Below are 22,772 nucleotides of genomic sequence, written 5' to 3'. Positions count from 1 at the left end.
CCGCTGTGTTTTGCATTCGACCATTGCGGCATGGGGCAGGGCAATGCGCGCTATCGGTGAGCCGTGCCCGGTCGGTCACGTGATACGCTGCTTTTCCGTTTCTCGACTGGCAGACATCCCATGAGCGACATCGTCATCGCCGACGAGCAGGTTCAACTCGTCGATCCCCGCAATCGGCCGTGCGGTAGTGCTTCGCGGGCCATGATGCGGCGCCTGGGCTGCTGGCACAGGGCGACTTACATCGTCGTGCGCAACGCCCGCGGCGAGATCTGCGTGCAGGAACGTACGCCGATCAAGGAGACACACCCGGGCTGGTTCGATCTGGCCGCCGGTGGTGTCGTGAGCGCGGGCGAGGCCCCCATGCCGGCTGCGCGGCGGGAGCTGTTCGAGGAGCTTGGCATTCGCGGTGTCGAGTTGATGGCCGGCGGTGAGTTCGTGTTCCAGGAGGCCAGCTTGAAGCTGTACGGCAGTCTCTACTGGGTCGATTACGATGGACCGCTGCGATTGCAGCCGGAGGAAGTGGCCGCCGTGTGCTGGCTGCCGATCTCGGAGGCGTTGTCGCTGGACAAAGCGACGCCGGACACGCGCATGGCGCTGGCGAGAGCCATCGAGCTCGATCACTGGTGAACGGGCGTCCAGCGTGGCACTCTGCGGAGCGGGAGCGATGCGCCTAGGGGCGTGACGCGGTTCCGCCGACTTGAACTTGGTGTTCTCGGATCGATTCATCCATGTCGTTATATACGCAAGACTGCCGGACCCCGTCCGGCGAATCCTTCAATCTGCGTGCGCTGCGTGGCCAGGTATTGTTGATCGTCAATGTCGCCAGCCGCTGCGGTTTCACGCCGCAAATGGAGGGATTGGAGAAGCTCTATCAGGAGTACCGGGATCAGGGTTTCACGGTGCTCGCGTTCCCCTGTAACCAGTTCGGACGCCAGTCGCCGGAGTCGTCGGCCGGATTCGGCGCCTTTTGCGAACGGCGCTATGCGGTGACGTTCCCGCTGATGGAGAAGGTCAAGGTCAATGGGCGTGAAGCGCACCCGCTGTTCGTCCATCTGCGCCGTCAGGCGCCCGGGGTGCTCGGCAGCACGCCGGTCAAATGGAATTTCACCAAGTTCCTGGTGGGGCGGGACGGACAGGTGATCAGACGCTTCGGGCCGCGTGCCGTGCCTCGCTCGCTGCGCGGTGCCATCGAGGAGGCGCTGGAGACGCCGTTTTCGGCGTGAGTCCGTTCTCTAGCCCGGCGGTCTCTCGCCACGCGCGACCATGACCCGCACGCCCAGTTCGTTGAAGCGCGGTCGGCTCATCATCGTCGTCAGGCCCGAGAACAGCGACCAAGTCGCCTTGCGCCATCCTCGCAGCTTGCGATTGTGGCGGACCAGTCGCGTCAGCAGTTCGGTCTCGTCGAAGGCCCGCCATTCGCCGGCCATAGAGAGCTGGTAGCGAGCCATGACCGGTGACATCTCCAGGCGATAGACCCACTCCAGCTGCTGCAGCGTCAGGTGGCTGGCATCGATCTCGCGAATCATGCGAGCGAAGTCCGACTCCCTGGGCTCCCGCTCGAGCCATAGTGGCGAGAGTGCCAGCCAGAGCGCGCCACGCCGGATGACCAGCTCCTCGATCTCTTGTTCGTGGGCCATGGGGCTTTCTCTACGCTCTGGGTGGGTTCGACTCGCGGGCGAGTCATCTTCGAATAGACTGGCGAGAGAGACAAGTCCGGCGCCGAGGAAGGCCGGGAGCGGCATGCGGTGCCCGGGCTCGGCAGGAACCGGAGGGGGAGGGCTCATGCGAGTTCGCTCCCGCTTTCGCCACCCTGCTAGAATGCGCCCGACAAGCTTTCGCTCAATGCCACCTCCCGGCACGCTTCGCCGGGGCTTTCGTTCCGCTGTAGAAGACGAGGTTAGACGTGATCATCAAGCCCAAGGTTCGCGGTTTCATCTGTACCACGACGCATCCGCTCGGCTGCGAGCGCAACGTACTCGAACAGATCGAGACCACCCGCGCCAACCTGAGCGGCGACCAGGCGGGGCCGCGCAACGTGCTCGTCATCGGTGCCTCCAGCGGTTATGGGCTGGCGGCCCGCATCACCGCGGCTTTCGGCTACGGCGCCGACACGCTGGGCGTGTTCTTCGAGAAGCCGGCGACCGAGAGCAAGCCCGGTACGGCGGGATGGTACAACTCGGCCGCCTTCGACAAGTTCGCCAAGGCCGAGGGGCTATACAGCAAGTCGATCAACGGCGATGCGTTTTCCCACGAGGTGCGTGACAAGGCGATCGAACTGATCCGCGAGGACATGGGGCAGATCGATCTGGTGATCTATTCGCTGGCCTCGCCGGTGCGCAAGCTGCCGGATAGCGGAGAACTCAAGCGCTCCAGCCTCAAGCCGATCGGCGAGACCTACACCGCGACGGCCATCGATACCAACAAGGATGCGATCATCCAGGCTTCCGTCGAGCCGGCCACCGAGCAGGAAGTGGCTGATACCATCGAGGTGATGGGCGGCCAGGATTGGGAGCTGTGGATGGATGCGCTGGACAAGGCGGGCGTGCTGGCGCCGGGTGCCAAGTCGGTGGCGTTCAGCTACATCGGTACCGACATCACCTGGCCGATCTACTGGCACGGTGCCCTCGGCAAGGCGAAAGAGGACCTGGATCGCGCTGCCGGCGAGATCGACTCGCGCCTCAAGGCCAGCGGTGGCGGGGCCAACGTGGCCGTGCTCAAGTCCGTGGTCACCCAGGCCAGCGCCGCGATCCCGGTGATGCCGCTCTATATCTCCATGGTCTACAAGGTCATGAAGGAGCAGGGTGTCCACGAGGGCACCATCGATCAGCTCAATCGCCTGTTCGGCGAGCGTCTCTACGCCGACGGCGAGCCCGAGTTGGATGAGGCCGGGCGCCTGCGCCTGGATGACTGGGAACTGCGCGACGATATCCAGCAGGCGTGCAAGGATCTCTGGCCGCAGGTGACCAGCGACAACCTGTTTGCGCTGACCGACTACGCCGGCTACAAGCACGAGTTCCTCAAGCTGTTCGGCTTCGAACGCGACGACGTGGATTACGACGCCGACGTCGACCCGAAGGTCGAATTCGACGTCGTTCAAGTCTGATTCCGACGCGCCACCGCATGAACCGTCGATCATGAACGTCAGCGACACCCCGCGCCGAGTGGGGTTCGTGATGTTGCCCGGCTTCTCGCTGCTGGCGCAGGCTTGCGCGATCGAGCCGTTGATCGTCGCGAACACGCTCTCGGGGCGACGGCTCTACGCCGCCACGACCTTCGGCATCGACGGTCGAGCGGTAAAGAGCGTGGCCCAGCTGTCATTCTCGCCGGAGAGCGTCGCCGGGAGTGATGCGCGCCACCTCGATATGCTGTTCGTCTGCGCCCCCGCGCCCGATGGCGCGGGGGCCGTGGAGGAGAGTGGCGAGACGCTGATTCACTGGCTGCATCGTCTGGCCAGCCGTGGCGTGATGCTGGGCGGCATCGCCGGCGGAACCCACTGGCTCGCCAGGGCGGGTGTGATGGATGGTTATCGGGCCTCGATTCCCTACGCCAGTGCCGACGCGTTCACGCGAACGTTTCCAAAGATCCACGTTTCTCACCAGTTGTTCGAGATCGACCGCGACCGCCTTTCCTGTGGCGGGGGGACGGCGGCAATGGACATGCTGATGACGCTGATCGGTCAGCAGCAGGGAGCGGGGCTGGCGCAGCGAATCTCCGAGCACTTCGTCTGCGAGCGTATCCGCATGGCCGACGAGCCGCAGCAGACGTCGCTGCGTTCACGGCTTGGCCATGCGCCGCAGAGCCTGGTGGACGCCGTGGCACTGATGGAGGCCAACATCGAAGAGCCGTTGACCACGCATGAGCTCTCGGCCCATCTGGGGATATCCCGGCGACAACTGGAGCGACTGTTCAAGAAGCATCTCCAGGCCGTGCCCAGCCGCTACTATCTCAACCTGCGCCTCCAGCGGGCGCGCAAGCTGCTGCGCGAGAGCGATCAGGCGGTGGGGGAGATCGCGTTGGCTCACGGCTTTTCGTCGGGGGCGCATTTCTCGACGGCCTATCGCCACCATTTCGGCATCAGCCCCAGAGACGAGCGGCTAGGCCTGGCTGCACAAGCGACATGATCTCGAAGGAGCTTGCAGGATGAGGATCGACGATCACTGGCTCGACACGGCTAGGCGAGTGGCGTCACCCAACGCCAACGCGCGGCCGCAGGGGGAGGTGTCCGCAGTGGTCCTGCACGGGATCAGCCTCCCCCCGGGGGTGTTCGGCGGCGATGCCATCGAGCGGCTGTTCACCAATACACTGGACCCCGACGCTCACCCCGCTTTCGGCGCGATTGCCGCGCTGCGGGTGTCGGCGCACCTGCTGGTCCGGCGCGACGGCGAGTGTGTGCAGTTCGTTCCCTTCGATCGCCGCGCCTGGCATGCCGGCAAGTCCCGATGGCACGACGGCGGGCGTCTACGCGAAGGGCTCAACGATTTCACCATCGGTATCGAGCTCGAAGGCGCCGATGAAGTGCCCTACCGGGAGGCCCAGTATCGCGTACTGGCCGAGGTGTTGCAGGCGCTGGCAAGAGACTATCCGCCAATCACCACCGAACGGATCACCGGACATGGGTACATCGCGCCGCTGCGCAAGACCGATCCGGGCCCGGCGTTCGATTGGGCTTATCTGCGTCGCTGCCTGACAGCGACGGTTTGAGTGCTACGCTCAAGGGTGGCGCGAGCCTGTAGCTTGACTACACCAACCGAGACTCCCGGTGGGGCGTCACGAATGGCGACTAAGCGACTGATGTCACGGCATTTGGGCATTGCCACCAGGAGGATCGAAGCGTCTGCGAATTGGCAGATGAGGGCGTTTGCGGTATCTTCTTCGCCTGATTTCCCGCGTCCCGCACGCCCGCTGTAATTCAGTTACAGCCAAAAAATCTCGGAAAGCGGCCCCAAAAGAGCCGCGCCCGCACCGAAGAGCGCATATTCCCAAGCCCCGCTGCGGCTACCCGCCATGGCCGGGCGAATGGCAAACCTTTTCCCATTCGGAGAGTTGTCTATGAGTCTGGAGACACGAGAAGATCTCGATCCGGTCGAGACCACGGAGTGGTTGGATTCCCTGGCCTCGGTTGTCGAGCATGAGGGCGAAGAGCGCGCTCGGTACATCCTGACCCGGTTGGCGGACCGTCTGCGTCGTGACGGCTCTTCACCGCCGTTTTCCGGGACTACGCCGCACCGCAACACCATTCCCGTCCATCGTGAAGCCAAGATGCCCGGCGACATGTTCATCGAGCGCAAGATCCGCTCGGCGATTCGCTGGAATGCCATGGTGCAGGTTCTGCGGGCGAACAAGAAGCACAAGGGCCTGGGCGGTCATATCGCCAGCTATCAGTCCAGTGCCACGCTCTACGAAGTGGGTTTCAACCATTTCTTCCGGGCCGACAACGGTGACCACAAGGGCGACCTGCTCTATATCCAGGGGCACGTGACGCCGGGCATCTACGCGCGCTCGTTTCTCGAGGGCCGCCTGACCCAGGAGCAGATGGACAACTTCCGCCAGGAAGTGGACGGCGACGCGCTGCCATCCTATCCGCACCCTTACCTGATGCCGGACTACTGGCAGTTCCCCACCGTCTCGATGGGGCTCGGGCCGATCCAGTCGATCTACCAGGCCCACGTGATGAAGTACCTGCACTCACGTGAACTGGAGGACATGAAGGACCGCAAGGTCTGGGCGTTCCTCGGCGACGGCGAGTGCGACGAGCCGGAGTCCCTCGGCGCGCTGCACCTGGCCAGCCGCGAGAAGCTCGACAACCTGATCTTCGTCATCAACTGCAACCTGCAGCGTCTCGACGGCCCGGTACGCGGTAACTCGCGCGTGATCGACGAGCTCGAAGGCGTGTTCCGCGGCGCCGGTTGGAATGTCATCAAGGTCGTCTGGGGCGGCCTGTGGGACCCGCTGTTCGAGAAAGACACCAAGGGCATGCTGCAGAAGCGCATGGACGAGGCGGTCGACGGCGAGTATCAGAACTACAAGGCGCAGGGCGGGGCCTACACGCGCAAGGAGTTCTTCGGCAAGTACGAAGAGACTGCCGAGATGGTCAAGGAGTACTCCGACGAGGAGGTCTTCCGTCTCAACCGCGGTGGCCACGATCCGCAGAAGGTCTACGCGGCGTACCACGAGGCGGTCAACAACGCCAATGGGCGTCCCACCGTGATCCTGGCGCACACCGTCAAGGGCTACGGCATGGGTGGCGGCCACGGCGAAGCCGACATGGAAGCCCATCAGATCAAGTCGATGGACGTCGACGCCCTCAAGGCGTTCCGTGACCGCTTCGGCATCCCGGTCTCCGACAAGCAGATCGAGAGCGGCGATATTCCGTACTACAAGCCCGAGGACGACAGTCCGGAGATGAAGTACATGCATCTCCAGCGCGAGCGGCTGGGTGGCTTCCTGCCGGCGCGCAAGGCCGACTTCGAGGCGATGGAGATCCCCGGTCTCGACGACAAGATGTTCGCGACCCAGATGAAGGGCTCCGGCGACCGCGAAGTCTCCACCACCATGTCCTTCGTGCGCGTCCTCAACGGCCTGGTCAAGCACAAGCAGCTGGGCGCCCGTATCGTGCCGATCATCCCGGATGAAGCGCGCACCTTCGGGATGGAAGGGATGTTCCGGCAGCTCGGTATCTACGCCGCGGAAGGCCAGAAGTACGAGCCGATGGATGCCGGCCAGATCATGTACTACCGCGAGGACAAGAAAGGCCAGATCCTCGAGGAGGGCATCACCGAGGCGGGTTCGATGTCGGCGTGGATCGCGGCCGCGACCTCCTACGCCAACCACCATCTGCCGCTGATCCCGTTCTACATCTACTATTCGATGTTCGGTTATCAGCGAATCGGCGACCTGGTCTGGGCGGCCGGCGATCTCCAGGCGCGTGGCTTCATGGTCGGCGGCACCGCCGGTCGTACCACCATCAATGGCGAAGGCCTGCAGCACCAGGATGGCCACAGCCATATCCTGATGTCGACCGTGCCGACCTGCCGGGCCTACGACCCGACCTACGGGCACGAACTGGCCGTCATCGTGCAGGATGGCTTGAAGCGGATGTTCCAGGACAAGGAGAACTGCTTCTACTATCTGACGGTGATGAACGAGAACTACTCGCATCCGGAAATGCCGGAAGGCAGCGAGGAGGGCATCGTTCGCGGCATGTACCGCCTGCACGAAGGCAAGGCGGCCGGCAAGAAGAAGCAGCCGCGGGTCCAGCTCATGGGCAGTGGCACCATCCTCCGCGAGGTCGAGGCGGCTGCCGAAATGCTGGCGGAAGAGCATGGCGTGATCGCCGATGTCTGGAGCGTGACCAGCTTCAACGAGCTGCGTCGCGAAGCGCTCGAATACGATCGTCAGCAGTTCCTCGACTACGATGAGAAGCGCGAGAAGCCTTGGGTGGTCCAGCAGCTCGAGGGGGCCGAGGGTCCGGTCATCGCATCGACGGACTACATGAAGCTGTATGCCGACCAGATCCGCGCCTGGGTGCCCAACGACTTCCACGTGCTCGGTACCGATGGTTTCGGACGTTCCGACACCCGCGAAGCGCTGCGCCGCTTCTTCGAGGTCGACCGCTACTACGTGACGATTCAGGCGCTGCGTGCATTGGTCAAACGGGGCGAGCTCGAGGCCAAGGTCGTCAACGATGCCATGAAGAAGTACGGCATCGACCCCGCCAAGCCCAGCCCGCTGGTGTCTTGAGTCGACGGACCACGTCAGGGTGCCGTCGCCGGCTGAGAGCGACGGCCAGAATACCTGAATTAGCCGACCTCGCCCGCGGGGCGGGTCGGCAGATGATTAAAGGAGCGCGACCTTGAGTAGCGAAATCATCAAAGTTCCCGACATCGGCGGCAGCGACGATGTCGAAATCATCGAGATTGCGGTGAGCGTCGGCGATGTCATCTCCGCCGAAGACACCATGATCACGCTGGAGTCGGACAAGGCCAGCATGGATGTCCCCGCGCCGAAAGGCGGCAAGGTGGTCAAGATTCTGGTCAAGGAAGGCGACACCGTCTCCGAGGGCGACGACATCCTGGAGCTGGAAGCCGAGGGCGAAGGCGAGGATGAGCCGGAAGCCTCATCCGATGACGACGCCTCCGACGACGCGGCCCCGCAGGATGACGCCGAGTCGCAGGAGAAGGACGAGCCCGAGAAGGCCGCGCCGAAGAAGAAATCCTCCGGCGGGGGCAAGCGCACCGTCGAAGTGAAGGTGCCGGACATTGGCGGTGGCGATGGCGTCGAGATCATCGAGGTGGCCGTCAGCGAGGGCGACGAGATCAGCGAGGAGGACACCCTGATCACGCTCGAGTCCGACAAGGCCTCCATGGACGTGCCCAGTCCCTACAGTGGCAAGATCGTGTCGCTCTCGATCAAGGAGGGCGATAGCGTCTCCGAAGGCGACCTGATCGGCACCATGGAGATCGCCGGCGAGGGCGACGACACGGAAGACGATGCCCCGGCGGCGGACGATGCCGAAGCGCCGGGCGCCGACGACGGCGCCGATACCGACGAAGACAGCGCCGACGAAGAGGGTGACGACGAAGACGCCGACGACAGCGCAGGCGGTCGTCAGGAGATTCGCGTGCCGGATATCGGCGGCAGCGAAGGCGTCGAGATCATCGAAGTCGCGATCAGCGAAGGCGACGAGATCGACAAGGAAGACACCTTGATCACGCTGGAGTCCGACAAGGCCTCCATGGACGTGCCCAGCCCGGTCAAGGGCAAGGTGGTCGAACTGGCGGTCAAGGAGGGCGACAGCGTCTCCGAGGGCGACCTGATCGGCTACGTCGAAGTCGCTGGCCAGTCGGGTGGCAAGAAGAAGGCGGCCAAGACCGGTGGTGACGCGAGCAAGTCCGGATCGAAGGCGCCCAAGAGCGAGGCCCGAAAGGACGGGGCCAAGAAGGACGATGCCAAGGCGTCGGCCGACTCGCGGGCACAGCGGCAGCCCAGCGGCGAGCCGAGCCCGGAAGCGCGCGAGAAGCATGGCGATGACAAGACCGCCGGTGCCCATGTGCATGCCGGTCCGGCGGTCCGCAAGCTGGCTCGCGAGCTGGGTGTCGATCTCGGTGAAGTCAAGGGCTCCGGTCCCAAGGGGCGGATCCTGAAGGACGACGTCGACGGTTTCGTCAAGCAAGTGATGAAAGCGCGCAAGAACGGTGGTGCTTCGGCACCTGCGGCCGCTTCCGGTGGCGCGGGCATTCCGCAGGTGCCGGCGATCGACTTCAGTCAGTTCGGCGAGATCGAAGAGAAGCCGATGAGCCGTCTGATGAAGGCGGGCGCCAACAACCTGCACCGCAGCTGGCTCAACGTGCCTCACGTCACCCAGTTCGACGAAGCGGACATCACCGAGCTCGAGGCCTTCCGCAAGTCGATGAAGGCGGAGGCCGAGTCCCAGGGCGCCAAGCTGACGCCGCTGCCGTTCATGATCAAGGCGTGTGCCTATGCGCTGCGCAAGTTCCCGCAGTTCAACTCGAGCCTGCACCCGGATGGCGACAAGCTGATCGTCAAGCACTACGTGCACATCGGGGTGGCGGTCGATACTCCGGACGGGCTGATGGTGCCGGTGATCCGCGATGCCGACAAGAAGTCGCTGATCGATCTGGCCAAGGAGTCGGTCGAGCTGGCCAAGAAGGCGCAGAACAAGAAGCTGTCCCGAGAGGAGATGAGCGGCGCCAGCTTCACCATCTCGAGCCTCGGCTCGATCGGTGGCACGGCCTTCACGCCCATCGTCAATACGCCGGAAGTGGCCATTCTTGGCGTCTCCAAGTCGTCGATGAAGCCGGTCTGGAACGGCAGCGAGTTCGAGCCGCGCTTGATGCTGCCGCTGTCGCTCTCCTACGACCACCGTGCGGTCAACGGTGCCGACGCGGCGCGTTTCACCGCTTTCCTGGCACAGGTGCTGACCGATATCCGGCGCATGCTGGTCTGATGCGGCGGTCCGCTCGATCCAAACCAACGGCTCCTTCGGGGGCCGTTGGCGTTTGTTGCCCTGTGATCAGGTCTCGTCGGCGCCCCCGGTAGCGGCGCGTCGATCCAGGCGAGTCTTGTGCGCTACCCGATCGGCAGGTATCGTCATGAGCCATTGACGGTGTCGTCTGCGTTGAGTTCTCAACGCCGTTGACCGGTCCGACAACCGATGCGATTCACGAAGGAGCAGTTATCAATGCGTTTGATCCTCTTGGGCGCCCCCGGCGCTGGCAAGGGTACCCAAGCCCAGTTCATCTGCGAGCATTTCCATATCCCGCAGATTTCCACCGGCGACATGCTGCGTGCCGCGGTCAAGGAGGGAAGTGAGCTGGGGGTCAAGGTCAAGGAGACCATGAACAGCGGTGCTCTGGTATCGGATGATCTGATCATCGCACTGGTCAAGGAACGCATCTCCCAGCCCGACTGCGCCAACGGCTTCCTGTTCGACGGCTTCCCGCGCACGCTCCCGCAGGCGGATGCGATGAAGGACGCCGGCATCAAGCTGGACCACGTGGTGGAGATCGCCGTCGACGACGAAGAGATCGTCAACCGGCTCTCCGGGCGTCGCGTCCACCCGGACTCCGGACGTGTCTACCATGTCGACTACAAGCCGCCGCGGGAAGAAGGCAAGGACGACGTCACCGGCGAGCCGCTGATCCAGCGTGACGACGACAGCGAGAAGACCGTGCGCCATCGTCTCTCGGTCTACCACGACCAGACCGAGCCGCTGGTCGGTTACTACCGCGAGTGGGCGGCCGAGGATGCCGAAGCCGCGCCGGAGTATCACCGTATCGCCGGCGTTGGCAGCGTCGACGAGATCCGAGAGCAGGTCCTCGCCGCGCTGAAGGGCTGACCCGCCGACGACCCACTGATCATCCCGAATGGCTCCGCCTCCTGGCGGAGCCATCGTTTTGACATCGCGATGGCGCTATACTCGCCACCTCCTTGATGCTGCCATTCCCCGGGAAACCGATGCCGACGTTGCTGGCGCTGGACGCCTCCTCTACTGCCTGCTCCTGCGCGCTGATATGGAATCACCAGATCGTTCAGCGTTTCGAGATTGCCCCCCGTGAACACACCCGGCTGCTGCTGCCGATGATCGACGAGGTGCTGGCGGAAGCCGGCGTGACCCTGGCCCAGCTCGACGCGATCGCCTATGGCCATGGCCCGGGTTCGTTCACCGGCCTGCGAATCGCCGCTGGCATCGCCCAGGGGCTCGCCTACGGCGCCGACCTGCCGCTGATCGGCGTTTCCACCCTGGAAGCCCTGGCGCTCGCGGCTCACCGCAAATGGCACGCCCGGCACGTCATCGCCGCCCTCGACGCCCGCATGGACGAGATCTATGTCGCGGCCTATCACTGCCATGACGGCGCCTTGACCGTGGCGCTCGAGCCACGCGTCATGCCGCCTTCGCGATTGCGTCTGCCCGACACGGATCGCGATATCGAGTGGCTGGGGATAGGCAGCGGTTGGCAACTTTTGTCTAATATACCTGTCGATGTACAGGTTGCATTGCCGCAAACCCTCCCCGACGAACTACCGGCGGCGGAGGATCTCGTACGTCTGGCCGCCACATCATGGGAGCGTGGCGCGCGCGGCAGCGCGCCTCACGAGGTAATTCCCGTCTATCTGCGTAATGAGGTGGCGTGGCGTAAGGCGTGAAAGATCGAGGTCCACGATGGCGACCTCCTCGAACAAGGATATCGAAAGAAAATGGATGTTTTGCAACTGGCCGCACTCGCCATCATCCAGGGTTTGACGGAATTCCTGCCCATCTCCTCTTCCGCACATCTGATTTTGCCCTCCCAGCTCTTCGGCTGGTCCGATCAGGGGCTGGCCTTCGACGTGGCAGTCCATATCGGCTCTCTGGGCGCCGTGCTGTTCGCGTTTCGACATGAAGTCTGGCGTATTCTCCACGCCTGGTTCACCCAGTTCGGCGAGCGGGGGCAGACGCCGGAGAGCCGCCTCGGGTGGGCGATCATCGTCGGTACCATTCCGGCGGTCATCTTCGGGCTGTTGATCGAGGATTGGGTCGAGAGCGCGGGGCGCTCCGTGCTGGTGATCGCGACGACGACGATCGTTTTCGGCGTATTGCTGGGTATCGCCGACAAGCGGGGCTCCCGGATACGCCCGATCGAAACGATGTCACTCAAGACGGCGCTGTTGATCGGTCTCGCCCAGGCCATTGCCTTGATTCCCGGCACCTCTCGCTCGGGAATCACCATGACGGCGGCCCTGATGCTCGGTTTCACCCGCCAGGCGGCGGCGCGTTTCTCGTTCCTGTTGTCGATTCCGCTGATTCTGGCGGCGGGCTCGTTGAAAGGCGTGGAGCTGGTCCAGGCGGGCACTACGACGCAGTGGCACGAGATCTTTCTGGGAGTGGCGTTCTCGTTCGTGGCGGCCTGGCTCTGTATCAGGCTGTTCCTGGTCGCGCTGGACAAGATCGGCATGATGCCTTTCGTGATCTACCGACTGCTGCTGGGTATCGCCCTGTTCGTATGGGCGACATGAGCGAGGCGGCCCCGCCGCTGATCGTGGTCGGGGAGGCGCTGGTCGATCTGGCCGCGCGCTACGGCCTGCCCTGGGCCGCCTCGGCACCTGCCGAGGGGCTGGTTCTGCAGCGCGCCGGGCAAGGGCTCGAGATCGCCGGTGACACCAAGCGTTACGGTCTTCCGGTCCGGGCCGATTTCGTCTCCGGCGCGGCGGCGCATCGGCGACGCTACGGCGGCGGCCGCGGACAGCTGGTGGCGCGCGCCTGCGGATTCGGCCAGGGCGTGACGCCGCGGGTCGTCGATGCCACGGCCGGCCTGGGCCGGGACGCCTTCGTGCTGGCGTCGCTGGGAGCCGAGGTATTGATGATCGAGCGGGTGGCGGCGATCCATGCGCTGCTGGAGGCCGCCCTGTCGCAAGCGCTGGCGGACGATGAGGTGGCGGAGATCGCCGGGCGACTGTCGTTGCGCCACGCCGATAGCGCGGCCGGACTGGCGGCGGCGGTCGGCGGCTGGCCGCAGGAGCCCCAGGTGGTGCATCTCGATCCGATGTTCCCGCACCGGGAGAAGTCGGCGTTGGTCAAAAAGGAGATGCGACTGTTCCGGGATCTGGCGGGTGGGGATGACGACGCCCCGCGCCTGCTGGAGGCGGCGCTGGATGTCGCCACGCATCGGGTGGTGGTCAAGCGTCCGCGGAAGGCTCCGCCGATCGATGGCCCCGCGCCGAAGCATGTGCTGGAGGGAAAGACGAGCCGCTACGACCTTTATGTGCACCGGTCACTGAAGCGCTGAGCCGGCGCCGAGGCGCCGGGCAGAGCCCGGCGCGCCAATATCGACCGTGCACCGTTACTGGCGTTTCAACGTCATGTCGGCTCCGGACTGGATCGACTGCATGTGCGTGTCGAGGACTTCCAGATCGCCGTTGTCGAGCGGCCGCAGGTAATAGATCGTGTTGCCGCCAGCGCCCTTGAGCTCGTAGATCGTCGGCATCTGTTGCGGTCCGGCGTCCTTCAGCACCAGGAAATTGCCCTGGGTCGTCATGGGCTCGTCACTGCGCCCCTGGTAGAGGCTGTTCAGTACATAGGCCCCGCCGGTGTCATCCATGTTCATCATCTCCAGGTCGACCTGGATGCCCGAGCAGTCGGCGCAAGGCAGAACGCCTTCATACTCACCGGCCGCCTTCTCGTACGGCGAGGGCGGCGTGCTGGAGCACCCCGCCAGGACCAGCGCCAAGCCCAACAATCCTGCACCCATCCATTCTGGCTTACGCATTGCTTATTCCTTTTTTAGCAAAATGCGATTTTCAGTATAGTGCGAAAATCCGGTGGCGAGCGTGTCGGGCTCAATCGCCGGTCTGGCAGGGCACCACGGCATCGCGCCGACGTCGGAACAGGATCATCCAGAGCGCAACGCCGATCAGCGAGCCGCCGATGGCATGCGCCCAGGTCACCTGCTCGCCCAGGAAGAGTGCGCCCCAGAGTACGCCGAACGCGGGCACCAGCATGGTGACCGTGAGCGGCTTGACCGGTCCGAGATCTTCGACGAGCCGGAAATAGAGAAGGTAGGCCAACGAGGTGCAGGCGAGCCCCAGCGCTAGCATCGCCCACCAGACGCCGCTGTCGGTCCAGGCAATGGCCTGGTGTGTCAGTGTCAGCTGGCCGAGCATGAAGGGCGCCAGCAGCAGCGTTGCGCCGACCTGCGAGCCCATGGCGATCAGGCGCGAGTCCAGGCCGCCGCGATCGGCCACCCAGCGCTTGACGATGAACCCGCCCAGCCCGTAGCAGACCGCGGCAGTCAGGCAGGCGGCGGCGCCAATGAGCAGGCCGCCATCGATCCGGACGGGCCCCGCGCCCACCAGGACGCCGACACCCAGCATGCCCGCCGCGACACCGACCAGCCGATCTCTCGTCAACGGCTCGTGAAACAGCGTGGCGCCGAGGATCACCCCCATCAGCGGCGTCGAGGCGTTGAGCATCGCGGAATAGCCGGCAGGCAGGTACTGCGCGGCGATGCAGAACATGCCGAACGGGATACCGGAGTTGATCATGCCGATCGCCAGCACTGCTCCGAGCTTGCCGTCGAAGCGCCAACGCACGCGCAGTAGCGCCAGGATCGCCACCAGTCCCGCCGCACCGAGCAGCACGCGGAAGAACGCCGTGGGGAAGGCCCCCAGCGCCGGGGTGGCGATGCGCATGAACAGGAAACTGGCGCCCCATAGCGCCGATAGCAGAAGCAGACGACCAAGCGAGAGTAGTGGCATGCTGAACAGGCTCCGGGAGTGATCGGTGCGTAGCGTAAACCGCTCCTGCGCCGAAGTCCGGCGGTTTTCGGAACTCATGGGTTTTGTCGAGATCCTCTAAGCCAACTATGCTCAGGTGTCAGCGGAATGATTCCGCTGCGGCAACGGCAATCAAGGAGATCGAGATGTACGAAGATCAAGTGAAAGGACGCACCGAGGAGCTCAAGGGTCATGCTCAGGAAACGGTCGGTGGCTTGACCGAAGATGACAATCTCCGCCGCGAGGGCAAGGCCAGGCAGGCCGCCGGCAAATTGCAGGCCAACTATGGCGAGAAGCTCGATGACGTGCGTGAAGCGACGGTGAAGAACCCGATCAGCGCCTTGGCGATCGCCGGTGGTGTCGGTGTGTTCCTGGGGATTCTGCTCGGCCGACGTTGATGACTTCCTGAACGTGCCGAAGAACGCATCTCGACCCCGGCAGCAGGCCGGGGTCGTCGTGTCTGCCGGTAACGACCGCTGACGTCGGCCACGATCATCAGGCCCGCCTGGCTTGCGGCATGTCCCGCGAGACGCGACAGTCTGTTCGGCATTCATTCATGGGCTATCGTTTTGTCGACTCCTCTCATCTATCTCGCTGCGGCGTTGGCGGAAATCGCGGGTTGTTTCGCGTTCTGGGCGTGGTGGCGATCGGGCAGTTCCGCATTGTGGTTGGCCCCGGGGGCCATCAGCCTGGGGCTGTTCGCGTGGCTGCTGACGCTGGTGGACAGTGATTATGCCGGACGTGCCTACGCCGCTTACGGCGGTGTCTACATCGTCACCTCGGTATTGTGGTTATGGCTCGTCGAGCACCGCCTGCCCGACCGCTGGGATGTGACGGGGGCGGCGATCTGCCTGGTCGGCGCCGGCGTCATACTGTTCGGGCCTCGCGGTTGAGGGTGTCACACGAGGGCGGGATGGCGGAGCGCGCTGTTTCGTCTGATGGTAACGAATCCCTCCTAACATCGACCGGGATTTGACGCGAAAAAGTCTTGAGGCCAGTCTCTGACGAGGTCATCATCTGCGACCTCTCGCCGGTTCCCAGGGACGGTACGAGAGACCAAGACCGGGGTGGCATCGGGTCGGGGTGCGCTGAATCTTATGAGACGTTAGTTGCCCACTACCGATAAGACCTTATCACTGTTGACTTTTCCCGATCTGGAAGCGAATTCATGAGCAAAGTCCTGATTGTTGGTGCCGGTGGCGTCGGTGGCGTAGTCACCCACAAGTGCGCACAGCATCCCGAAGTATTCAGCGAGATCTGTCTCGCCAGCCGCAACGAAGCCAAGTGCAAGGCCATCGCCGAGCAACTGCCGCGTTCGATCCAGACCGCTCAGGTCGACGCTGACAGCGTCGAAGCGCTGGTCGCGCTGATCGAGTCGTTCAAGCCGGATATCCTGATTCACGTGGCACTGCCTTATCAGGATCTCACCATCATGGAAGCCTGCCTCCAGACCGGCGTGCCCTATCTGGACACCGCCAACTACGAGCATCCGGACGAGGCCAAGTTCGAATACAAGGAGCAGTGGGCGTTCCAGGATCGTTATGCCAAGGCGGGTGCAATGGCCACGCTGGGCTGTGGCTTCGACCCGGGCATGACCAATATCTATTGCGCCTACGGCCAGAAGAACCTGTTCGACGAGATCCACCGGATCGATATCCTGGATGCCAACGGCGGCGATCACGGCTACCCGTTCGCCACCAACTTCAACCCGGAAATCAACATTCGCGAGATCACCGCGAACGGCCGTTACTGGGAGAAGGGCGAGTGGGTCGAGACGCCGCCGCTGGCCGAGAAGCGCAAGTTCGACTTCGACGGCATCGGCGAGAAGGAGATGTATCTGCTCTATCACGAAGAGCTGGAATCGTTGTCCCAGAACATCAAGGGCCTGGAGCGCATTCGCTTCTGGATGACCTTCTCGGAGAAGTACATCACGCACCTCAAGGTGCTCGAGAACGTCGGCATGACCCGTATCGAGCCGATCCAGGTCGAGGGAGTCGAGATCTCCCCGCTGCAGTTCCTGAAGCAGGTACTGCCGGACCCGGCATCCCTCGGCCCGCGCACCAAGGGCAAGACCAACATCGGCGTCATTCTCGACGGCATCAAGGATGGCAAGCGTCGCAAGGTGTACATCTACAACATCTGCGATCACGAGAAGTGCTACGCCGAAGTCCAGTCCCAGGCGATCTCCTACACCACCGGCGTGCCGGCGGTGACCGGTGCGATGCTGATGCTGGAAGGCATCTGGAAGGGCGAGGGGGTGTTCAACGTCGAGCAGCTCGATCCCGACCCGTTCATGGCGCGCATCGGTGAGATGGGGTTGCCGTGGCAGATGGTCGAGCTCGATCCTGACCAGGATCCACTGGCCTGATGGCGACGCACGACACCGGCCACTCGCTCGACGCGGCGCCGTTCGATGTCGGCGCCTGCCCGTCGCCGGCGTACGTGGTGGATGACGCGCTGTTGCGGCGCAATCTGGAGCTGCTGGGGCGGGTGCAGGCCGAGAGCGGTGCCAGGATTCTGCTGGCGCTGAAAGGCTTCGCCATGTGGAACACCTTCCCGCTGGTGAGTCAGTACCTGGTGGGGACGACCGCCAGTGGGCAGGACGAGGCGCGCCTGGGCGCCGAGACGTTCGGTGGTGAAGTCCATGTCTATTCTCCGGCGTTCACCGCGCCGGAGATGGAGGTGGTCCTGCGTTACGCCGATCACCTGAGTTTCAATTCGCCGAGCCAGTGGCGGCATTTCCGCGAGACGGTCAGGGCCGCGCCGCGCCGCGTCTCCTGCGGGCTGCGGGTCAATCCCGAACACTCCACCGGTGAAGTGGCGCTCTATGATCCCTGCGCGCCGGGTTCGCGCCTTGGCACCCGGGCGGTCGATCTGTCGCCGGCAGACGTCGAGGGGCTGGAAGGCCTGCATTTCCACGCGCTCTGCGAGCAGAACAGCGATGCGCTGGAAGCGACGCTGGCGGCGTTCGAGGCCAGATTCGGGCAGTATCTGGCCGGCCTGCGCTGGGTCAACTTCGGCGGCGGACATCACATCACTCGTGCCGATTACGATGTCGAACGCCTGGTGCGGGTGATCCGTGACTTCAAGGCGCGTCATCCCCATCTCGAGGTCTATCTCGAGCCGGGCGAAGCGATCGCGCTGAACACCGGCTATCTCGTCTGCAGCGTGCTGGATATCGTCGACAACGATGGTCCCATCGCGATCCTGGACACCTCGGCGACGGCGCACATGCCGGACGTGCTGGAGATGCCCTACCGTCCCGAGATCATCGGCGGCGCCAAGCCCGGCGAGAAAGCCCATACTTACCGCCTCGGCGGAACGACCTGCCTGGCCGGCGACGTGATCGGTGATTACGCCTTCGACCGGCCGCTCGAGATCGGCGACCGGCTGGTGTTCACCGACATGGCACACTACACCATGGTCAAGACCACCACCTTCAACGGCATTCGGCTGCCGGCGATCTGCCGGATCGACGAGACAAGCCGCGAGGTGCGAACCGTCAGGACCTTCGGCTACGTGGACTACATGCAGCGCTTGAGTTGATGGGCCAGATGTCGGCCCTGATGACAATGCCCCGCGCCGCGGGGCATTTTTCATGGTCGGCTGGGTGTGCGCTGCGCCGGCGAGAAAGGTGGCGCTGACTGGTATTGGGTGATGATATCCAGCAGCTCCTGTCCAAACCCGGGCAGGGCATGGTCGTCGCGAATCAGGATGCTGCGTTCACGGTATGCCCAGGCGTCGCTCAGGTGACGCACGCTCAAGCGCATGTGGCCTCGATAACGAAGCGCGCAGGACTCTGGAATGATACCCACCCCGACGCCGGCCTCGATCATGCGGCACGCCGATTCGAAACCGAATACCTGGATTCTGACCGGCAGTGGCTTGCCCAGCTCCAGCGCCTTCATCTCCAGATAATGAAACAGCGTGCTGCCCTCGTGCAGCGTGACATGCGGGTAATCCAGCGCATCCTCGTAGGTGACCTCCTCGCGCTCGGCCAGGGGGTGATCGAGTGGTGTCGCCAGCACCAGCCTGTCCTGGCTGAAAGGCAGCGTCTTCAGTCGCGAGGGCACCTCGACGCCCACCATGATGCCCAGAATGCCCATGTCGGCGGTGCCGTCGAGCACACCGCGGACGATATCGCTGGTCATTCGTTCTTGGAGGTCCACGGTGATGCCGGGGCGTGCGGCGAGAAAATCGGCCAGCACCTCGGGCATGAATTCGATCACTGCGGTGGTGTTGGCGAAGATCCGCAGATGTCCGGCAGCGTCGCTGGCATAGCCGGAGAACTCGCTCTTCACACGCTCGACCTGGCGCAGGATGAGATGGGCGTGCTGCAGCAGCCGCTCCCCGGCCGGGGTCAGCTCGACACCCTGGCTGCTCCGGTAGAACAGACGACTTTCCAGTTGTGCCTCCAGCGACTTGACCCGACCGCTGACCGCCGCCGTCGACAGATGCGCGCGCTGTGCGCCGGCCGTCAGGCTCCTAGCTTCCGCCACGTGGACGAAGATACGCAGGTCCGCCAGATCGAAATGCATTGGGATCGGTTCCTTCGGTGCGACGCATGACAGTGAGGCGCTGAGTGTGTACTCCCGTGGCGGGCGGGACGTCACTAAGTCGATTCGACGACGCATCCAAGCCTATTTTGGGATTTTGCCCTCCGGGCACCCGCCACCGGTTGCCCTGGCGTTTGTAATGGCCTAAATCTGGGCCGTTACGGCTTGCTACATGCGAGGGGATGCCATGAGATTACTACTTCACCCCGGTCATGCGAAGTGCGGTTCGACCAGCATTCAGCGGGCGATCATCCGCAATCGCCCGGGACTGGCCGACAATCGGGTCGTCGTGCCCGATCCGCACCTTCGCCTGCCCGGCGATGCCGGGTTCGATCCCCATGGCGAAACCCCACGCGAGTTCTTTCGACAGGTCATGGAGAATGGTGGAGACACGACGTCTCTGCGCTCGCGCCTGGCGTCCTGGCAGGAGTCGCCACTGTGGCGGGACGCGACCTTCGTGATCTCCGCGGAGAACCTCATCAACCATCTGATGGGGCCGATCGGGGAGGGCATTCATCGGGTGCTCGCCGAATACTTCGACGACGTCCAGGTGATCTATTACATTCGCCGGCAGGATGACTATCTGCTCTCCGCCTGGCAGCAGTGGGGGTTCAAGGAGGGCAAGTCATTCGCGGAATATAGCCAGGAGGCGTTGCGCCGGGCCAACCCACACTACCTGGCGGTCGGGCAGGCTTTCGGCAGGCTCTATGGGGCCGCTCATGTGACGGTGAGACCGCTGCAGGCGGAGGCGCTACGAGGAGGAGAGCTGCTGACGGACTTCTTCGCCCATTTGGTGGAGGACCCGTCGACGCTCTCTTTCAACCAGGATCGAAGCAATCTCAGTCTGAATCCCTTTTTCTGCGAGATTCTCGCCGGCTATCAAGGGCTCTTCCGCGATATCCATGATGACAGGCTGAAGCAACGGCTGATCAGGACGCTGGGCGCCGGCAACGAGCTGTTCCAGCGTGAGAGGGATTTCATGGACCCGGAGATGGCTCGACGCATCATGGCGCATCACCGCGAGGAGAATGCTCGGCTTCAGCAGCAGTTCTTCCCGCACGTGCCGTTCGAGGCCGTCTTTGGTGACCGTGATGCAGGGGAGTCGGATCCAGCCGTGCGGGGGCGCCTATCCCGGGACCGGGCCGAGCAACTGCAGAGGCGTGTGATCCGAGACCTGCTCGAACTGCTGCAGTCGATGCCGGAGGGGGCGAGATCGCCGGCCTGACGGCTCGACCAGCCGCTCAGCGCAGTTGACTGTCCTTGCTGCCACGGCGATTGTAGCCGGCACGATGCGTCTGGTGGCGATCCGCTTCGGCCTGGCAAGCGATACACAACCGAACGCCGGGCACGGCCTGGCGGCGCGCTTCCGGGATCGGCGCCTCGCACTCCTCGCACACCGCCAGGCTGGGCCCGGCTCGCTGCAGCCGCAGTCGCGCTTCCTGGATACCGTCTTCCACGGTGCTGTCGATCTGCTCCTGAACCGCACCGTCTTTTGCCCAGCCGCTGGCCATGCGCTCTCTCCTTCGGGAACCTCTCCCGTGATGATCTCACAGCATGGTGGTGACCCTGGTGTCTCGCAAGTCCTGCGTGTGAATTGACGGCCCAGGCCGAGGGTCAGTCGAAGTCGACGAATTCGTGGGGCGCCTGTGTCGCGTGCCGGTGCGGGGTCTCATGTACGCAGATCACCCGACACTTGGCAACGTGGGTCACCTTGTGGGAGACGCTACCGATCATCAGACCCTTGAACTGGCCGACGCCTCGGCTGCCCATCACGATCGCGTCCACGTCCAGTCGCTCGGCTTCGGCAACGATCGTGCGGGCCGGCGAGCCCTGCTTGACCAGTGTGTCGAATTCGCCGTTGTAACCGGGAAAAGAGGGGAGCGTATCCAGCGCCACGTCCAGGATGGCGTGACCTTCGCGGAGCGCGGTGTCCACCGAAGCCGCCTTGATCGCCGCTTCGACGCTCAGCAACTCGCCGCGGTGCAGCTGGGGATAGGGGTCGCGGACATTCAGGAGATACAGCTTGCCCTGAACCGGTGCTGCCAGTTGGCAGGCGACATTGAGCGCGACATGGGAGTCCTCGGAACCATCGATGGGGACCAGCAGAGACTTGAACATGGCAACCTCCCAAAGGTGAAGGGAACCAGCGGAAGCGCTCCAGGGGCCGCACCGTCTCCGGTCGCCTGCGGCCGTTGACGTGTCACGACTCGTCGAATCGCTCGTCGACCCTCAACATAGGCCAGTTCCGGGGTGGATCATAGTGGCTGAATGTCGCATGCCTCGTCCTACCCGCACCCCGTGGCCGTCGGTGGCGACTTCATTGGTCGGCGCCGACACGAGGCTCGGTCGCGACGTCATCCAGCCAGTCGTGGGGGCCGACGCTGTCGATCACGCGCAGGCGTCCACCGCTGGTCTCCGGAGCCAGGTGCGCGTCGGTGGCGACCAGCACGGTGCCGGGGGCGAGCAGGGGCAACACCTTCTGCTTGAAACCGTCCGGCACGACGACCTGATTGACCAGATCGGCCGGTACCCGCTGGCCGGCCGTACTCTCGTAACCCGGTACGCCGATCGCGATCCAGGTGGGCATCGGCAGTGCCCGGTTGTCTCTTCCGGGGCTCGTGTGAGCGCTCTGTTGCGAGGTCGGGGGATGGAAATGCCCTTCGACGATATAGGCGCGGGTCCCGGTCACGGTATCCGAACGAGCTAGCTCGACACGGGAGCGGCCGACCTCGACGCCGTTGCGATAGACCACGATCATGCGGTCACTGCGGCTCAGCACCATCGAAACCGGCCCCGCGGCGGGGGGATCCATGGCCCAGCGCCAGCTACTGCCACTGGCCAGTTGGGGCATGCCGGCATCGGCGCCGGTATGCGCATCGATCGGACTCAATGGGCCGGGGTGAACGAGGGAAACCGGCGCCTGACCTTCCTGGGCCACGACCACGGTCATCCCGAGGTTCGAGGCGTCGAACAGCAGGCGGGCGAACTCGGTGGGCAGGTGGACGCAGCCGTGGGACTCCGGGTAGCCCGGCAAGCCGCCGGCATGCAGTGCCACGCCGTCCCAGGTCAATCGCTGCTGGTAGGGCATCGGTGCGTTGCCATAGAGATTGGAGCGGTGATCCTTGTCCTTCTGCAGCACGGTGAAGACACCCGTAGGCGTCTCATAGCCGGGGCGACCGCTGCTGATCGTGCTCACGCCGATCAGGATGCCGTTGCGATAGACGTAGGCCCGCTGCTCGGCCAGGCTGACGACAACGGCCATCGGCCCGGCCCGCTCGTCATCGCCACCCCAGATCCAGGCGCCGGGAGGCAGTCGGTCGAGCGGGGAATCAATAGGGCTCGATTGCTTGTCGCCCCAGAAAGGCACGGCAAAACTGGCCGGCGAGGCCAGCATGGCAAGGCTCAACAGTAGCGTGAATCCCAGCCGCAGCATTGGGGAACTCC

23 protein-coding genes are annotated in these 22,772 nt (G+C 64.1%); 16 read left to right on the top strand and 7 right to left on the bottom strand.

The features are described 5' to 3' along the window. Window positions 1–120 precede the first annotated feature (120 nt). Window positions 121–627: an NUDIX hydrolase gene (locus AAGT95_RS20190; RefSeq protein ID WP_342594942.1), complete on the top strand. Its 507-nt coding sequence runs from the start codon at window positions 121–123 to the stop codon at window positions 625–627. A 101-nt stretch (window positions 628–728) separates the two neighbouring features. Next, complete coding sequence (locus AAGT95_RS20185; RefSeq protein ID WP_110598448.1) at window positions 729–1,223, top strand: glutathione peroxidase; 495 nt, start codon at window positions 729–731, stop codon at window positions 1,221–1,223. 9 nt (window positions 1,224–1,232) lie between these two features. On the opposite strand, the gene AAGT95_RS20180 is transcribed toward AAGT95_RS20185, so the two are convergent. Next, window positions 1,233–1,637, bottom strand: a complete 405-nt coding sequence (locus AAGT95_RS20180; protein WP_110708365.1) for a DUF7079 family protein — start codon at window positions 1,635–1,637, stop codon at window positions 1,233–1,235. Window positions 1,638–1,903: 266 nt separating this feature from the next. Between AAGT95_RS20180 and fabV the strand changes: the two genes are divergently transcribed. From fabV to AAGT95_RS20135, 9 genes are all read left to right on the top strand, one after another. Beyond that, window positions 1,904–3,103, top strand: coding sequence for an enoyl-ACP reductase FabV (fabV, locus tag AAGT95_RS20175; RefSeq protein ID WP_110598446.1), 1,200 nt, complete (start codon window positions 1,904–1,906; stop codon window positions 3,101–3,103). A 31-nt stretch (window positions 3,104–3,134) separates the two neighbouring features. Next, on the top strand, window positions 3,135–4,121 hold the full coding sequence (locus AAGT95_RS20170; protein WP_342594941.1) for a GlxA family transcriptional regulator: 987 nt from the start codon (window positions 3,135–3,137) through the stop codon (window positions 4,119–4,121). A gap of 19 nt (window positions 4,122–4,140) precedes the next feature. Next, entirely contained in the window at window positions 4,141–4,701 is a 561-nt protein-coding gene (gene ampD, locus AAGT95_RS20165) for a 1,6-anhydro-N-acetylmuramyl-L-alanine amidase AmpD (protein ID WP_110598444.1), read from the top strand. Window positions 4,702–5,049: 348 nt separating this feature from the next. Continuing rightward, window positions 5,050–7,740: a pyruvate dehydrogenase (acetyl-transferring), homodimeric type gene (gene aceE / locus AAGT95_RS20160; protein WP_342594940.1), complete on the top strand. Its 2,691-nt coding sequence runs from the start codon at window positions 5,050–5,052 to the stop codon at window positions 7,738–7,740. A gap of 112 nt (window positions 7,741–7,852) precedes the next feature. Next, window positions 7,853–9,967: a pyruvate dehydrogenase complex dihydrolipoyllysine-residue acetyltransferase gene (gene aceF, locus AAGT95_RS20155; protein WP_342594939.1), complete on the top strand. Its 2,115-nt coding sequence runs from the start codon at window positions 7,853–7,855 to the stop codon at window positions 9,965–9,967. Window positions 9,968–10,201: 234 nt separating this feature from the next. Beyond that, window positions 10,202–10,858, top strand: a complete 657-nt coding sequence (adk, locus tag AAGT95_RS20150) for an adenylate kinase (protein ID WP_110598441.1) — start codon at window positions 10,202–10,204, stop codon at window positions 10,856–10,858. A 119-nt stretch (window positions 10,859–10,977) separates the two neighbouring features. Continuing rightward, a complete protein-coding gene (gene tsaB, locus AAGT95_RS20145; RefSeq protein WP_342594938.1) occupies window positions 10,978–11,667 on the top strand; it encodes a tRNA (adenosine(37)-N6)-threonylcarbamoyltransferase complex dimerization subunit type 1 TsaB in 690 nt (229 codons plus the stop codon). Window positions 11,668–11,718: 51 nt separating this feature from the next. After that, window positions 11,719–12,516 carry an undecaprenyl-diphosphate phosphatase gene (locus tag AAGT95_RS20140; protein WP_110598439.1) on the top strand — a complete coding sequence of 266 codons (798 nt, stop codon included), beginning with the start codon at window positions 11,719–11,721 and terminating at the stop codon, window positions 12,514–12,516. Then, the gene (locus AAGT95_RS20135) at window positions 12,513–13,286 is read left to right on the top strand and encodes a class I SAM-dependent methyltransferase (RefSeq protein WP_342594937.1); all 774 of its coding nucleotides are present in this window, start codon (window positions 12,513–12,515) and stop codon (window positions 13,284–13,286) included. Before AAGT95_RS20140 ends, AAGT95_RS20135 begins: the two co-directional genes overlap by 4 nt. Before the next feature lie 54 nt (window positions 13,287–13,340). Here the strand turns inward: AAGT95_RS20135 and AAGT95_RS20130 are convergent, their stop codons facing one another. Together AAGT95_RS20130 and AAGT95_RS20125 are read right to left on the bottom strand one after the other, a co-directional pair. Next, complete coding sequence (locus AAGT95_RS20130; protein ID WP_342594936.1) at window positions 13,341–13,766, bottom strand: copper resistance protein NlpE; 426 nt, start codon at window positions 13,764–13,766, stop codon at window positions 13,341–13,343. A 70-nt stretch (window positions 13,767–13,836) separates the two neighbouring features. Then, window positions 13,837–14,832, bottom strand: a complete 996-nt coding sequence (locus AAGT95_RS20125; protein ID WP_342594935.1) for a DMT family transporter — start codon at window positions 14,830–14,832, stop codon at window positions 13,837–13,839. A gap of 86 nt (window positions 14,833–14,918) precedes the next feature. On the opposite strand from AAGT95_RS20125, the gene AAGT95_RS20120 reads away from it, so the two are divergent. The 4 genes from AAGT95_RS20120 to nspC all read left to right on the top strand — a co-directional run bounded on the left by AAGT95_RS20120 (window position 14,919) and on the right by nspC (window position 18,318). Beyond that, entirely contained in the window at window positions 14,919–15,170 is a 252-nt protein-coding gene (locus tag AAGT95_RS20120; RefSeq protein WP_110598437.1) for a CsbD family protein, read from the top strand. A gap of 171 nt (window positions 15,171–15,341) precedes the next feature. Further along, on the top strand, window positions 15,342–15,665 hold the full coding sequence (locus AAGT95_RS20115) for a YnfA family protein (RefSeq protein ID WP_342594934.1): 324 nt from the start codon (window positions 15,342–15,344) through the stop codon (window positions 15,663–15,665). Window positions 15,666–15,940: 275 nt separating this feature from the next. Next, window positions 15,941–17,140 carry a saccharopine dehydrogenase family protein gene (locus AAGT95_RS20110; RefSeq protein ID WP_110598435.1) on the top strand — a complete coding sequence of 400 codons (1,200 nt, stop codon included), beginning with the start codon at window positions 15,941–15,943 and terminating at the stop codon, window positions 17,138–17,140. Next, window positions 17,140–18,318: a carboxynorspermidine decarboxylase gene (gene nspC / locus AAGT95_RS20105; RefSeq protein ID WP_110598434.1), complete on the top strand. Its 1,179-nt coding sequence runs from the start codon at window positions 17,140–17,142 to the stop codon at window positions 18,316–18,318. Before AAGT95_RS20110 ends, nspC begins: the two co-directional genes overlap by 1 nt. Before the next feature lie 50 nt (window positions 18,319–18,368). Here the strand turns inward: nspC and AAGT95_RS20100 are convergent, their stop codons facing one another. Next, the gene (locus AAGT95_RS20100; protein WP_342594933.1) at window positions 18,369–19,310 is read right to left on the bottom strand and encodes a LysR family transcriptional regulator; all 942 of its coding nucleotides are present in this window, start codon (window positions 19,308–19,310) and stop codon (window positions 18,369–18,371) included. A 205-nt stretch (window positions 19,311–19,515) separates the two neighbouring features. Here AAGT95_RS20100 and AAGT95_RS20095 point away from each other — a divergent pair, with 205 nt between their 5' ends. Then, window positions 19,516–20,553 (top strand): hypothetical protein, encoded by a 1,038-nt coding sequence (locus AAGT95_RS20095; RefSeq protein ID WP_110598432.1) that lies wholly within the window; start codon window positions 19,516–19,518, stop codon window positions 20,551–20,553. A 16-nt stretch (window positions 20,554–20,569) separates the two neighbouring features. On the opposite strand, the gene AAGT95_RS20090 is transcribed toward AAGT95_RS20095, so the two are convergent. The 3 genes from AAGT95_RS20090 to AAGT95_RS20080 all read right to left on the bottom strand — a co-directional run bounded on the left by AAGT95_RS20090 (window position 20,570) and on the right by AAGT95_RS20080 (window position 22,761). Further along, the gene (locus AAGT95_RS20090; RefSeq protein WP_110598431.1) at window positions 20,570–20,839 is read right to left on the bottom strand and encodes a DksA/TraR family C4-type zinc finger protein; all 270 of its coding nucleotides are present in this window, start codon (window positions 20,837–20,839) and stop codon (window positions 20,570–20,572) included. Between the two features lie 103 nt (window positions 20,840–20,942). Continuing rightward, the gene (locus tag AAGT95_RS20085; protein ID WP_342594932.1) at window positions 20,943–21,446 is read right to left on the bottom strand and encodes a universal stress protein; all 504 of its coding nucleotides are present in this window, start codon (window positions 21,444–21,446) and stop codon (window positions 20,943–20,945) included. 199 nt (window positions 21,447–21,645) lie between these two features. Next, window positions 21,646–22,761 carry a L,D-transpeptidase gene (locus tag AAGT95_RS20080; RefSeq protein WP_342594931.1) on the bottom strand — a complete coding sequence of 372 codons (1,116 nt, stop codon included), beginning with the start codon at window positions 22,759–22,761 and terminating at the stop codon, window positions 21,646–21,648. Window positions 22,762–22,772 lie beyond the last annotated feature (11 nt).

It is taken from the genome of Salinicola lusitanus (genome assembly GCF_038648475.1).
GTDB lineage: Bacteria > Pseudomonadota > Gammaproteobacteria > Pseudomonadales > Halomonadaceae > Salinicola > Salinicola lusitanus.
This window is presented reverse-complemented; position numbering and strand designations above follow the sequence as displayed.

What these genes read in the sequence shown, in the direction of transcription:
- AAGT95_RS20190 (WP_342594942.1), top strand. Translation starts at nt 121, where the DNA reads ATGAGCGACATCGTCATCGCCGACGAGCAGGTTCAACTCGTCGATCCC.
- AAGT95_RS20185 (WP_110598448.1), top strand. Translation starts at nt 729, where the DNA reads ATGTCGTTATATACGCAAGACTGCCGGACCCCGTCCGGCGAATCCTTC.
- AAGT95_RS20180 (WP_110708365.1), bottom strand. Translation starts at nt 1,637, where the DNA reads ATGGCCCACGAACAAGAGATCGAGGAGCTGGTCATCCGGCGTGGCGCG.
- AAGT95_RS20170 (WP_342594941.1), top strand. Translation starts at nt 3,135, where the DNA reads ATGAACGTCAGCGACACCCCGCGCCGAGTGGGGTTCGTGATGTTGCCC.
- ampD (WP_110598444.1), top strand. Translation starts at nt 4,141, where the DNA reads ATGAGGATCGACGATCACTGGCTCGACACGGCTAGGCGAGTGGCGTCA.
- aceE (WP_342594940.1), top strand. Translation starts at nt 5,050, where the DNA reads ATGAGTCTGGAGACACGAGAAGATCTCGATCCGGTCGAGACCACGGAG.
- adk (WP_110598441.1), top strand. Translation starts at nt 10,202, where the DNA reads ATGCGTTTGATCCTCTTGGGCGCCCCCGGCGCTGGCAAGGGTACCCAA.
- tsaB (WP_342594938.1), top strand. Translation starts at nt 10,978, where the DNA reads ATGCCGACGTTGCTGGCGCTGGACGCCTCCTCTACTGCCTGCTCCTGC.
- AAGT95_RS20140 (WP_110598439.1), top strand. Translation starts at nt 11,719, where the DNA reads ATGGATGTTTTGCAACTGGCCGCACTCGCCATCATCCAGGGTTTGACG.
- AAGT95_RS20135 (WP_342594937.1), top strand. Translation starts at nt 12,513, where the DNA reads ATGAGCGAGGCGGCCCCGCCGCTGATCGTGGTCGGGGAGGCGCTGGTC.
- AAGT95_RS20130 (WP_342594936.1), bottom strand. Translation starts at nt 13,766, where the DNA reads ATGCGTAAGCCAGAATGGATGGGTGCAGGATTGTTGGGCTTGGCGCTG.
- AAGT95_RS20125 (WP_342594935.1), bottom strand. Translation starts at nt 14,832, where the DNA reads ATGAGTTCCGAAAACCGCCGGACTTCGGCGCAGGAGCGGTTTACGCTA.
- AAGT95_RS20120 (WP_110598437.1), top strand. Translation starts at nt 14,919, where the DNA reads ATGTACGAAGATCAAGTGAAAGGACGCACCGAGGAGCTCAAGGGTCAT.
- AAGT95_RS20110 (WP_110598435.1), top strand. Translation starts at nt 15,941, where the DNA reads ATGAGCAAAGTCCTGATTGTTGGTGCCGGTGGCGTCGGTGGCGTAGTC.
- nspC (WP_110598434.1), top strand. Translation starts at nt 17,140, where the DNA reads ATGGCGACGCACGACACCGGCCACTCGCTCGACGCGGCGCCGTTCGAT.
- AAGT95_RS20100 (WP_342594933.1), bottom strand. Translation starts at nt 19,310, where the DNA reads ATGCATTTCGATCTGGCGGACCTGCGTATCTTCGTCCACGTGGCGGAA.
- AAGT95_RS20095 (WP_110598432.1), top strand. Translation starts at nt 19,516, where the DNA reads ATGAGATTACTACTTCACCCCGGTCATGCGAAGTGCGGTTCGACCAGC.
- AAGT95_RS20090 (WP_110598431.1), bottom strand. Translation starts at nt 20,839, where the DNA reads ATGGCCAGCGGCTGGGCAAAAGACGGTGCGGTTCAGGAGCAGATCGAC.
- AAGT95_RS20085 (WP_342594932.1), bottom strand. Translation starts at nt 21,446, where the DNA reads ATGTTCAAGTCTCTGCTGGTCCCCATCGATGGTTCCGAGGACTCCCAT.
- AAGT95_RS20080 (WP_342594931.1), bottom strand. Translation starts at nt 22,761, where the DNA reads ATGCTGCGGCTGGGATTCACGCTACTGTTGAGCCTTGCCATGCTGGCC.